Genomic DNA, 11,881 nt, shown 5'->3' on the forward strand with positions numbered 1-11,881 from the left:
TGGCTAACACCAATTTAATGTAATTGGTGTTACAGGCTAATCTCTTAAATTATTATAATAATCGGAGTTAATATGAATCTCGTCATTAAACTGATCGCGGGTATTGCGGCAGGTATGTTGATTGGCTTTTTCGCGCCAGAATTTGTTATTCAACTACTGTTCACTGCCAAAGATTTAATTGGTCAGTTAATTAAATTCACCATCCCACTTATCATTTTATTTTACATTGCTAGTGGTATTGCCTCTTTACCACAAGGCTCTGGCTCGTTGCTAGGGAAAACTGTTGGGCTTGCTTACGGCTCTACAATAGTCGCAGGCATCTTAGCGTATACCGTAGCGAGCAACGTTCTTCCTGGGTTAACCGCTGAAAACTTAGTTGAAAATGCATCGGGTGAAAAATTAAAAGGCTTTATTGAATTACAAGTCACGCCGCTATTTGATGTAATGACAGCGCTTACTATTGCCTTTATTTTCGGCATAGGTATTAGTGCCACCAATGCAACGTCACTTAGAACTAACTTGAACGAAGCGAAAGATATTATCGAAATGCTTTTGAGCAAGGTGATTATCCCAGCATTGCCATTCTACATTGCCGGTGTGTTTGCTGAGATGACAGTAGACGGCTCTGTGTTTAGTACGCTTAAAACTTTTGGTGTTGTATTAGTCCTTGCTTTAGTTATGCACTGGGTTTGGATTACCGTGCTGTATGTTATTACCGGTACAGCAGTTGGTAAGTCACCGCTATTCTTACTTAAAAATATGATGCCAGCTTATTTCACTGCGTTAGGAACTATGTCGAGTGCGGCAACAATCCCTGTGTCGTTACGTGCAAACAAAGCCAATAAAGTGAGTGATGGCGTGGCTAACTTTACTGTTCCACTTTGTGCATCTATTCATTTAAGTGGCTCTACAATTACCATCGTTACCTGTGCGACAGCAGTCATGTTATTAACGCCTGATTTAGCGCTTCCAGGCATTGGTGCTATGATTGGTTTTATCTTGATGTTGGGCGTAACTATGATTGCTGCTCCTGGTGCTCCGGGCGGCGCAGTAATGTCAGCACTAGGCTTATTAGCGAGTATGCTTGGCTTTACTGATGCAGCACTTGCGTTAATGATTGCTCTTTATATGGCACAAGATAGCTTTGGTACTGCATGTAATGTTACTGGCGATGGTGCTATCGCGCTTTGGGTGGATAAATTTGCTGGCGAAGAAGGTCTGGCGCCTGTAGAAGAAAATGAAGCTAGTAGCTAATAATTGCTTCTGAGAATAACCCAAAATAAAGGCTTGCATTGCAAGCCTTTATTTTTATTCAATGTAAGTGTTCGACTGAATTGGCAGCTTACGGAAACTGTTTACTGGTTTGCCATTTGTCGTCTGATTTATCGAAACATAGTCTGTCATGTAATCGACTTGCACGTCCTTGCCAAAACTCTATGTGGTGAGGTATCACTTTAAAGCCTCCCCAAAATGGCGGTAAAGGTACAGGCTGTCCCTCAAACTTTTCTTCGTAATATTTTACGTGCTCAGCTAGTTCATTATAGGTCTGAATCTCTTGGCTCTGCTTTGAGGCCCAGGCACCAATTTGGCTGCCGCGGTCTCTACTATGAAAGTATTTTTCTGACGTTTGCTTTGACACTTTTTCTACCGTGCCTTCAATACGTACTTGTCGTTGTAGGACGTTCCAGTGAAATAGCAATGCCACTTTACCGTTATTTTCTAAGTCACTGGATTTTCTGCTGCCGTAATTTGTATAAAAAACAAAGCCTGTCTCATCGAAATCTTTTAGTAACACCATACGTGAGCTAGGTTGCCCATCACTATTTACTGTACTCACCGACATGGATTCAGGTAATAAAATCCCTGATTTATTGGCGTCTTCAAACCAACTTTCAAATAGTTCATATGGAGAGCTACTTTCAGAGAGTTGCGGTAACGGTAGGGCGACTCCCTGACCAAAAGTAAATAAACAGCGTAACTTTTCTAAAAAGGTCATGATCTTGTCATTGCTTTAAAATTTTGAGGAGAGTGTAGCAAGTCTTACGATAATTTAATATCGATGGTTCACATATTGTCGAATGGTTTTGATTTAAACTAAGTAATGCGACTAAACTTCCCAGTCTTCGCTGTCATCAAGTAAGGCACGTAATCGCTTTTTTTCTAGTAACTCGTCGATGCGCTTTCTTACTTTAGGATCTTTATCTTCACTCGGTGCAATATTTACATCTGCTTCGTCATCTAAAGTATTTTTAGCGCTGTTATCTAAGCCATCTAAATTGTCGTAGGACATGTGCGAAACCTCTTTGCAAGCCATCTGGAAACAGGAGTGAATTTTCACTACACACTTTCAAAATAGGCAAAGAAGTAAATTTGGTCAAATGAATGTTGGATGAAAATAAAAAAGGCGATTACAAACAGTTGCAATCGCCTATTGTTTAATAGGGTTTTAAAACTACCAGCCTTCTACGTTTGCCATGTCAGGAAGTTGATGGGCAATACCTTTATGACAATCAATACAAGTTTTGTCGCCATTAGCGAGTGACGTAGAGTGCTGAGCAGATGCACGTGCACTTTGCGCGGTAAAGTCCATGTAATCAAAGTTATGGCAGTTACGACACTCTAAGGAGTCGTTAGCTTTTAACCTTGCCCATTCATGTTGGGCGAGTCGCTTACGATTAGCGAGGAATTTTTCTCGAGTATTAATTGTACCGAATATTTTTCCCCAGACTTCTTTTGACGCCTGCATTTTTCGCGCTATCTTGTTGGTCCAATCATGTGGAACATGGCAATCTGGGCAAGTTGCTCTAACGCCCGAACGATTAGAGAAGTGAATGGTTGTTTTCATTTCTTCATAAACGTTGTTTTCCATTTCATGACATGAAATACAGAACTCTTCGGTGTTAGTCACTTCAAGAGCCGTGTTAAAACCACCCCAGAAAATGATACCACCTATGAAACCACCGATGACCAAGAAGCCTAAACTGAAATAAGCACTAGGTCTTTTGAGGGTTCTCCAGCCTGCTTTAATTGTTTCTTTCATCGCAAACTCCTAGTTACTTTCAGTGGTTTTAGCTTTCATCAGTTTTTGCATGTCGACAAAAGTGTTTTCTACCAACGGCTTAATGTCTGATTGAGTTGCATGGCATTGATCACAAAAATAACGTCTAGGACTGATTTCCGCTAAGAAGTTTCCATCACGGTCCATATAGTGAGTAACGCTCACCATAGGCGCTTGTGAGTCTTCAGTGCGATGACGACTGTGACAAGACATACACTTATTGGTGTTTAAGTTAACTTCATAATTCCTGATCTTGTGAGGAATTAGTGGTGGTTGCATCGGATAATTTCGAGCTTGCTTAATATCATCATTGATGATCTTAGGGATCGGATTGGTTTTAGCTTGCTCTGGAATTGCTTTGCCTCGCAGTGTTGCTATATCGTCATCAGCTATAACATTACCAAAAACCAAAGTTGTTAAAACGCTAGCCGTCATGATTATTCTTTTAAAGTATTTCATCGTCATCTCCTTAGGCCTTAACCACTTTAACTGCACATTTTTTGAAGTCAGTTTCTTTTGAGATAGGGTCTGTTGCGTCTAATGTAACTTTGTTAATTAAGCGACTAGCATCAAACCAAGGAACATAAACCAAGCCTTTTGGTGGCTTATTTCTTCCTCTTGTTTCTATACGTGACTCACATTCACCACGACGAGAAATAACTTTTACTCTATCGCCACGTCGCATATTTCGCTCTTTGGCATCGTCAGGGTGCATATAAACGAGCGCATCAGGCATCGCTTTAAACAATTCTGGTACACGCTGCGTCATTGAGCCTGAATGCCAGTGCTCAAGTACACGACCTGTAGAAAGCCATAAGTCGTACTCTGCATCAGGAACCTCAGCAGGCGGCTCATACGGTAAAGCGAAGATAACAGCTCGATTATCTTTGTGGCCGTAGAATTGGAAGTCGGTTCCTTTTTCAACATATGGGTCAGAGCCTTCTCTAAATCGCCATAATGTTTCTTTACCATCAACCACAGGCCAACGTAATCCTCGTTCTTGATGGTATCTGTCGTAAGGCGCTAAATCATGAGCTTTTCCACGTCCAAAGCTTGCATATTCTTCAAATAAGCCTTTTTGCAGATAAAATCCAAAGTGGCGTGATTCATCATTAAGTCTATCTTCAGGAATTTCATCTAACTTGTATTTGTTTACTTGACCGTTGGCATACAATACGTCAAACAGTGTTTTACCCTTGTATTCAGGATTTTTGTCAAGTAGCTCTTTAGTCCAAACTTCGTCAGTTTTAAAGCGTTTTGAAAATTCAACCAATTGCCATAAATCCGACTTTGCCCCTTCTGGAGCTTCAACCATTTGATACCAAACTTGTGTTCTACGCTCAGCATTACCATAGGCACCTTCTTTTTCGACCCACATAGCAGTAGGAAGAATTAAGTCAGCAGCTTGAGCTGTAACCGTTGGGTAAGGGTCTGAAACCACAATAAAGTTTTTAGGGTTTCTGTAGCCAGGGTAGCCTTCCTCATTTAAATTTGCGGCAGCCTGCATGTTGTTTGTACATTGAACCCAGTAGAAGTTAAGTTTTCCATCCTTAAGCATACGGTTTTGTAATACCGCATGGTAGCCAGGCTTAGGAGGGATAGTACCACTTGGGATTTTCCATTTTTTCTCAGAAATGTCGCGGTGCTTCTTGTTTGCTACAACCATATCAGCCGGTAATCTGTGAGCAAAGGTACCAACTTCGCGAGCAGTACCACAAGCTGAAGGCTGACCAGTCAGTGAAAAAGGACTGTTACCTGGCGTTGATATTTTACCTGTTAGTAAGTGAATATTGTAAACAAGGTTATTTGCCCAAACACCTCGAGTATGCTGGTTAAAGCCCATGGTCCAGAATGAACAGACTTTAGTTTTTGGATCAGCGTAAAGCTCAGCCAAAGCTTTTAAGTTATCTACAGGTACACCTGAAAGCTCAGATGTATATTCAGCAGTATAAGTACTAACAAACTTGGCATATTCGCTAAAGTTTATTTCTTTTGCGCCACCTGCTTTATTGTTGTTTTTTGCTGCTTTTTCTTTTGGATGTTCTGGGCGTAATCCATAGCCAATATCTGTGTTTCCCATTTTAAATTTCGTATGTTTATTAACGAAATCTTTATTAACGCGGTTAGTGCTAATAATGTAGTTAGCAATGTAGTTAAGAATGGCTAAATCAGTTTGCGGGGTAAAGATCATGCTGTTGTCAGCAAGATCTGCACTTCTATGCCTGAACGTAGACAATACCGCAACTTTCACATGTGGTGCACTTAATCGACGATCAGTAATGCGAGTCCATAAAATCGGGTGCATTTCTGCCATATTCGAGCCCCACAACACACATGCGTCTGTCGCTTCGATATCATCATAACAACCCATAGGCTCATCGATACCGAACGTTCTCATAAAGCCTGCAACAGCAGAAGCCATGCAATGACGAGCATTAGGATCAATATTGTTTGAACGAAAACCTGCTTTGTACAACTTAGCAGCAGCATACCCTTCCATTACAGTCCATTGACCTGAACCAAACATGCCAACGCCTGTAGGTCCAACGTCCTTGAGTGTTTTCTTTGCTTTCTCTTCCATAATGTCGAAAGCTTGATCCCAACTGATTGGTGTGAAATCCCCATTTTTGTCGTACTTACCGTTTTTCATACGTAGCAATGGAGTTGTAAGCCTGTCTTTACCGTACATTATTTTCGATAAGAAGTAGCCTTTAATACAGTTTAAGCCTTTGTTAACAGGCGACTTGATATCACCATGAGTAGCAACAACTTTACCATCCATTACGCCAACGTTAATACTACAGCCTGTACCACAAAAGCGGCATGCAGCTTTGTCCCATTTCAGTTTAGTAATGTCACTGCTAGTGATTAGGTTGGAAGCTGATGCTGGTACAGACACTCCTGCAACGGCTGCAGCAGCTGCTACCGCATTAGCTTTTATAAATTCTCTGCGATTAATGCTCATGGTGTCACCTTATTCTTCCGTAACAAATTGATGGTAAACCGGCGAAAGGCTATACAAGCCGGTATGGTATTTAAGTTGGTCAATTGAAGCGCCGATTTGCCCCTGGCTCGAGGCTTCAATAGTAAAAACGATTTTTCCATTGCCGTCATCGGCATGGATTTCTGCTCCGTCTATTTGGCTGATATCAGATTTAACCAAATCAACTAAATCAAGCTGTGCGTGAGCAACAAAGCTGGCAACGTGATATTCGTCACTTTTTAAAGGAACATCTTTTTGCGGCTCGTAAATTGATACTGTTTCCGAGTTAACCATTAATCACCTCTTTTTCTAATTTTTCAGGTGTTATTTCGATTGAATCTTGTGGGCAAGTACTTATACAAGCACCACAAAAGTTGCAGGCGGAAGAATCAAGAGCAGGTTGTGGAATAACGCCCTTAGTATATTGGAAGCTGATTGCGCTTTGATCACAGACATCTTGGCAGCTTTGACAATAAATATCGTTTGCTGCTAAACACCTCTCGTCTATCGCTATCGCTGCCACCCAAGCTTGATCAGAGCGCTCTGATAACTCTTGAAACAAAGGTTGTTCGCAAACATCGTGACAGGCCATGCAAAAAGTGCATTCATCTTTAGAAAAGTCTATTGATGGGTAGCCCGAATCGTCGTGCTTAATAATAGACGTTTCACATGCGTCAATGCACTTTGAACACTGAGTACAATGTTCAATAAAATGCTTTTCACTTTTTATCCAAGGTAAACGCAATTGAGGCTTTTGCTTTGCAAAATTGCCACGAAAAAGCCTTCTGCGTGATGGATTTTCCACCATTGCCATTGAAGAAGCCTAGCTTGCAGGTGGACCAAAAATAATTTGAGAAATCCAAATCATAAACCCGTAACCACCGACAATGATTACAGATAATATCGGGGCCAAAAAGACAACGAGAAATATAAATACATTCCTTTCATGCTTTTTGGCATTACTTTCAAGTTCTTGTTCTTGCATGCCAGTTACCCTTAATTTGCTCTGTATATATCATTTCTTGTTTTTGTTATATTTTCGTTGATTTAAAACAAGCTTTTAATCAAGAAATGTTAAATTTTGTTTAAAAAGTGCCCCGTGAATAAGTGTAGTTCAGCTTTTTGACTTTGCCTGATAAAATTATCAAAGTTTAGAAAAAATCATTTTAGTGTCTTAGATTTAGAGAAATTCATGCTCAAGAATATAGTGTCTTTTATTGAACAATTAACGGAACTTCAGCAGAGGCGTTTAGTCATTGTAGCTGGTGAGCGTGATTTTCAACTTTCTGTAACACAATTCATTGTGTCGTCATATCAAGGTTTATTGAGTGAACGATTCATCGGCCTGTCTTGGAATCAAGCCATTGATGGTTGCCTATGCGTAGCTAAAAATTATCGCCATCACTTGGGAAGAGAAACGAATCTCGTGGTGTTTGACGATGATGCTTTCCACCCGGATGCTTTTGCGGCGTTATCAGGAACCTTGAAAGTAGGAGGTTTGTTAATTTGGCTGCCATCTGAGTATCAGCAGCATGCACCTGACCCTTTTATCCAGCATATTTGGCAACAAGTAAATAGCTCACAAAGCGTCGTCTCTATAAAAGAGGGGCAACCGGTTGAGCTTCCTAATTTGCTTGACGAAAGTTCGAATAAAATAGGTACTAAACAGAAAACTTCCAGAAAATATGGCGCACTGACTGAAGATCAACAAAGCGCTGTAGAGGCAATCGTAAAAGTCGCCACTGGCCATAGCAAACGGCCTCTGGTAATAACCGCAGATCGTGGTCGTGGGAAATCAACTGCGTTAGCTCTAGCTTGCAATGAACTATTTAACTCTGTTGACAAGAAACAAAGTATCGCAATTTGTGCACCTAACCAGTTTGCAGTTGATATTTTATTTTTTCATTTACAACGACTTTTTCCAGAAGGAAAGCTAAAGGGAACACGTTTTGAAGTTGACCAGCACCTTATTAGCTATATGCCAATCGATGTTTTATTAAAAGGCGAGTTTAACGACATGGCTAGTCCAAGTTTGGTTCTTGTGGATGAAGCCGCAGCGATACCTATCTATTTGCTAAAACAATTAACGCAAAAATTCTCGCGCCTTGTTTTCTCTACAACTCAGCATGGTTACGAAGGGGCAGGAAGGGGCTTTACTTATAAATTTGTTAAAGAGCTAAAAGAAAATAACAAGCAAACAAGTGAATTGCATTTAATGTCTCCAATTAGGTGGAGAGAAGGCGATCCATTGGAACAATTTACCTTTGATGCCTTTTTGCTTTCGGCAAAAACGGCAATTTGCCAGCAATTGCGAGAAAGTGGCATTTCGCCAAACTCAATCAATTTCAGACAAGTGCAACAGCACGAGTTGTTAAATGACAAGGCTTTACTTGAGCAAGTGTTTGCGACTTTAGTAACGGCTCATTATCAAACTTCTCCAAGTGATCTCAAGTTATTACTCGATAACCCAAGTATTTACATTTTTGTTGGCTATGAGGCGAACTTTAACAATATATTAGCGGTTGCTTTGATTGCTGAAGAAGGAAATAGTGAATCCAGTGTAAGCTTATCTAAGCAGCGAAGCGAACAAGTAATTGCTAGTGAGTCGCAGTTAAAAAACCAGTTTATTCCTCAGTCTCTATTGAGACATTTAGCATTCCAAGAAGCATTTGAATGGCAATATTGGCGGGTAATGCGTATTGCTGTGGTGCCTGAATATCAGCAGTTGGGAATTGGCTCTCAGTTACTTAATTTTGTTAACGAGCAGGCACGGCAATCAGAGGTTCATACATTGGGAACAAGCTTTGGCTTGTCTGCTTCTTTGTATCACTTTTGGTCCGATAATGGCTTCCGTCCCGTGCGTTTAGGGGTAAATAAAGATAATGCAAGCGGTGAGTTCAGTGTACTTATGTTAAACCCTTTATTTGATGAAGCTAAAGGCGTTTTTGCACCTTTGATGAACCATTTTGATGAGTCGTTAGCATTTAACATCCCAAGGTATCACCAAGATATGCATTCTCAGTTAGTTTTAAGCTTACTTATCGGAAACAACGCTGAGGTTGAATTAAAGCAGCAAGAGTTACGCTTGTTAGAAGCGTTTAAAAAAGGAAACTGTCAGTTTGCACAAAGTGCATATGCATTAAACAAATGGTTTACTACGCTGTTAGCTAACGCTTCTAAAGAAATGGCGATAAAAGAACCTGCACAGTTATTAGCTGACAAACTTATTTTGCAACTAAATGATAAATCATTAGCTCAAAAATGGCGGTTAACAGGAAAGAAACAGGTAGCATCGGCGCTTCGAGAAGCATACATTGCGCTTTCCGAGTTAAATTAACAAAGCGAGCAAAGTAAACTTAGCTTGACTATAAGCAACTCCGCCAACGCCAATATTTAAGGGCGGAGCAAGTGCGAATATTCTTAACACTGTCGTTATTGTCGATGTTAGACAAAGTAATTCTCTCAACATGATGATGTATAATTTTAGCCAAACCTACAGTAGGGTTAGTTGAGTAAGCTGCTAACAACACTGTTAACCATTGTTCTAATTGCTTGATGTCTTTTGCCGTTAAATCATTCACTCTTGTTTTATCCGCTTTGTTCAATACTCGAAAGTAACGCTTTCCACATGGTGCTTTTTGCCGTGCTATTGAGGCACAAACATTGTTCACCGTGAATATGTCCTTGGATAAGCAATTGCGTAAGTAGTTGTTTAGATATTGCGACTTTTGCCATATCATTATCGTCTTGAGAAAGTTGACGGTAAGTCATTACTACTCCTATTGGGTTTCATGTTATGTACAAAATGTAGCAAACTATCATTTAAACGCAAATGATAATTATTATTATTTGTTGGTTTTGTATGTTTAGTATGAAAATAGGGCTGGGTATAAGAAAATAAATAAGCTAACTAAGGAGTGCAAAAATGACAGAGAAAGTTATCGATGTTACATCGTTAACGAAAGCTTTTGGCAAAGTAAAAGCCGTAGACGGTATTAGCTTTTCAATTAAAAGAGGGCAGTGTTTTGGCTTGTTAGGTCCAAATGGTGCTGGAAAAACAACGACAATTGAAATGCTAGAAGACATCATTAAGCCAAGCTCCGGAGAGATAAAATACCAAAATGTTTCTGACGACAAGCCGCTTTCAGAACAAATCGGTATTCAATTTCAACATACCGCTTTACAAGATTTCTTAACGGTTAAAGAAACATTAGGTCTTTTTGCTTCTCTATATCGCGAAACAGTCCCGCTTGATGAGTTAATTTCGGTATGTGATCTGGGTGAGTTTTTAGATAAAGACAATCGGCTATTGTCTGGCGGGCAAAGACAGCGCCTATTGTTAGCGATCGCTATGATTAATGACCCTGACATTGTTTTTCTGGATGAACCTACAACAGGGTTAGACCCTCAAGCAAGGCGTAATTTTTGGCAGTTGATTAACAATATTAAGAAGCGTAATAAAACCATTGTATTGACGACACATTATATGGATGAGGCAGAGCAACTTTGTGATGATATTGCCATAATGGATCACGGTAAAATTATTGCAAGAGGCTCGCCAAGCGAATTATTAGCTGAACACTTTTCTGGATTGAGTATTTACTTGCCCACAGAACAAGTGCCTGCATCTTTAATCGAAAAGCATCAATGGTTACAAGAAGCGCAGCGAGTGCGTATTGCTACAACTAATGTTGAGCAAACGATGTCGCTACTTATCGAAAAACAAGTTCCGCTAGAAAATTTACAGGTTAAATCGGCTAATCTTGATGATTTGTTTTTGAAACTTACTGGTCACTCGCTGAGGGAGTAACATGAATTTATTACGTTTTTTAGCTGTGGTTAAAGCAAGAAATATTGAATTTGTTAGAGACAAGTCTTCCTTAGGGTGGAGTATTGCTTTCCCAGTCATTTTGCTTGTGGTTTTATCGTTTGCTTTTTCTGGGGAAGGTAAGTCCGCTTACAAAGTTGGTGTTATAGATCTAGAAAACGCATCATCTGAGTTTGTTTCGACTAAGTTTATTGATTTTATTGATTATCAAGACCAGGCCAAAGGTGAGCAAAAGCTTACGCAACACAGTATTGATTTACTCATTGATTTTAAAGAGGAAAAATATTGGGTAAATAGTGATTCTCCGAACGGTTATTTTGTCGAAAAACTATTACTCGCTACCCATAGTGAGTTTGAAAAATTAACCGCTAGTGGCAAAAAAATACGGTACGTTGACTGGGTACTTCCTGGCATTTTAGGCATGAATATGATGTTTAGTTGCTTATTTGGGGTAGGCTATGTAATTGTTCGCTATCGCAAGAATTCAGTTCTTAAGCGTTTAAAGGCTACGCCTTTAACGGCTTTTGAATTTGTTACTGCGCAAATGGTTTCTCGCGCTTTTATCGTGATGGCGACATCTTCATTAATATACATTGGTTGTAACTTCTTTTTTGATTTTTACATGTTGGGAAGTTATTGGCACTTGTTTGTTGTTGGTTTACTCGGCGCATTTAGTTTAATTACTTTAGGTCTTCTTGTTGCTTCACGAACCAAAAGTGAAGAGCTTACAGGTGGCCTTCTTAACTTAGCCTCTTGGCCAATGATGATGCTTTCAGGTGTTTGGTTTAGTTTAGAAGGTGCGCCCAAAGCCCTGCAGCAATTTGCAGACATTCTGCCGTTAACGCATTTGGTTACTGGTGCTCGTAAAATAATTACTGAAGGAGCAACACTGGCTGATATTAGTTATCACTTAAGTGTAATGGCTATTATGTCGGTTGTGTTTCTAGTGCTAGGTGCGTACTTTTTTAACTGGAACACTGAACGCTAGTAGTAGACGGTTACATACAGCAAG

The 11,881-nt window shown here is 39.9% G+C and carries 14 protein-coding genes; 4 read left to right on the forward strand and 10 right to left on the reverse strand.

Translation table 11 applies throughout. From position 1 onward, the window contains the following. Positions 1-72 precede the first annotated feature (72 nt). A complete protein-coding gene (locus ACOB80_RS03735) occupies positions 73-1,254 on the forward strand; it encodes a dicarboxylate/amino acid:cation symporter (protein ID WP_473164460.1) in 1,182 nt (393 codons plus the stop codon). An 88-nt stretch (positions 1,255-1,342) separates the two neighbouring features. Here the strand turns inward: ACOB80_RS03735 and pdxH are convergent, their stop codons facing one another. The 8 genes from pdxH to napE all read right to left on the reverse strand — a co-directional run bounded on the left by pdxH (position 1,343) and on the right by napE (position 7,026). Further along, positions 1,343-1,996: a pyridoxamine 5'-phosphate oxidase gene (gene pdxH / locus ACOB80_RS03740; protein WP_473164461.1), complete on the reverse strand. Its 654-nt coding sequence runs from the start codon at positions 1,994-1,996 to the stop codon at positions 1,343-1,345. A gap of 111 nt (positions 1,997-2,107) precedes the next feature. Continuing rightward, the gene (locus ACOB80_RS03745) at positions 2,108-2,290 is read right to left on the reverse strand and encodes a PA3496 family putative envelope integrity protein (RefSeq protein WP_473164462.1); all 183 of its coding nucleotides are present in this window, start codon (positions 2,288-2,290) and stop codon (positions 2,108-2,110) included. A gap of 162 nt (positions 2,291-2,452) precedes the next feature. After that, on the reverse strand, positions 2,453-3,040 hold the full coding sequence (locus ACOB80_RS03750) for a NapC/NirT family cytochrome c (protein ID WP_473164463.1): 588 nt from the start codon (positions 3,038-3,040) through the stop codon (positions 2,453-2,455). A 9-nt stretch (positions 3,041-3,049) separates the two neighbouring features. Next, positions 3,050-3,517: a nitrate reductase cytochrome c-type subunit gene (locus ACOB80_RS03755; protein WP_473164464.1), complete on the reverse strand. Its 468-nt coding sequence runs from the start codon at positions 3,515-3,517 to the stop codon at positions 3,050-3,052. Between the two features lie 10 nt (positions 3,518-3,527). After that, positions 3,528-6,023, reverse strand: coding sequence for a nitrate reductase catalytic subunit NapA (gene napA / locus ACOB80_RS03760; protein WP_473164465.1), 2,496 nt, complete (start codon positions 6,021-6,023; stop codon positions 3,528-3,530). A 9-nt stretch (positions 6,024-6,032) separates the two neighbouring features. Continuing rightward, on the reverse strand, positions 6,033-6,335 hold the full coding sequence (locus ACOB80_RS03765) for a chaperone NapD (protein ID WP_473164466.1): 303 nt from the start codon (positions 6,333-6,335) through the stop codon (positions 6,033-6,035). After that, positions 6,328-6,855: a ferredoxin-type protein NapF gene (gene napF / locus ACOB80_RS03770; RefSeq protein WP_473164467.1), complete on the reverse strand. Its 528-nt coding sequence runs from the start codon at positions 6,853-6,855 to the stop codon at positions 6,328-6,330. The genes ACOB80_RS03765 and napF overlap by 8 nt, the downstream gene beginning before the upstream one ends. 9 nt (positions 6,856-6,864) lie before the next feature. Further along, the gene (gene napE / locus ACOB80_RS03775; protein WP_473164468.1) at positions 6,865-7,026 is read right to left on the reverse strand and encodes a periplasmic nitrate reductase, NapE protein; all 162 of its coding nucleotides are present in this window, start codon (positions 7,024-7,026) and stop codon (positions 6,865-6,867) included. Between the two features lie 207 nt (positions 7,027-7,233). Here napE and ACOB80_RS03780 point away from each other — a divergent pair, with 207 nt between their 5' ends. Further along, complete coding sequence (locus tag ACOB80_RS03780) at positions 7,234-9,378, forward strand: GNAT family N-acetyltransferase (RefSeq protein ID WP_473164469.1); 2,145 nt, start codon at positions 7,234-7,236, stop codon at positions 9,376-9,378. Between the two features lie 28 nt (positions 9,379-9,406). Here ACOB80_RS03780 and ACOB80_RS03785 read toward each other — a convergent pair whose 3' ends face one another. Together ACOB80_RS03785 and ACOB80_RS03790 are read right to left on the reverse strand one after the other, a co-directional pair. Further along, the gene (locus ACOB80_RS03785) at positions 9,407-9,622 is read right to left on the reverse strand and encodes a hypothetical protein (protein ID WP_473164470.1); all 216 of its coding nucleotides are present in this window, start codon (positions 9,620-9,622) and stop codon (positions 9,407-9,409) included. A gap of 7 nt (positions 9,623-9,629) precedes the next feature. Beyond that, positions 9,630-9,812 (reverse strand): hypothetical protein, encoded by a 183-nt coding sequence (locus tag ACOB80_RS03790; RefSeq protein WP_473164471.1) that lies wholly within the window; start codon positions 9,810-9,812, stop codon positions 9,630-9,632. A gap of 154 nt (positions 9,813-9,966) precedes the next feature. Between ACOB80_RS03790 and ACOB80_RS03795 the strand changes: the two genes are divergently transcribed. Next, positions 9,967-10,851: an ABC transporter ATP-binding protein gene (locus ACOB80_RS03795; RefSeq protein ID WP_473164472.1), complete on the forward strand. Its 885-nt coding sequence runs from the start codon at positions 9,967-9,969 to the stop codon at positions 10,849-10,851. 1 nt (position 10,852) lies between these two features. Then, positions 10,853-11,857: an ABC transporter permease gene (locus tag ACOB80_RS03800; protein WP_473164473.1), complete on the forward strand. Its 1,005-nt coding sequence runs from the start codon at positions 10,853-10,855 to the stop codon at positions 11,855-11,857. Positions 11,858-11,881: the final 24 nt, after the last annotated feature.

It is taken from the genome of Thalassotalea coralli, from assembly GCF_055786205.1.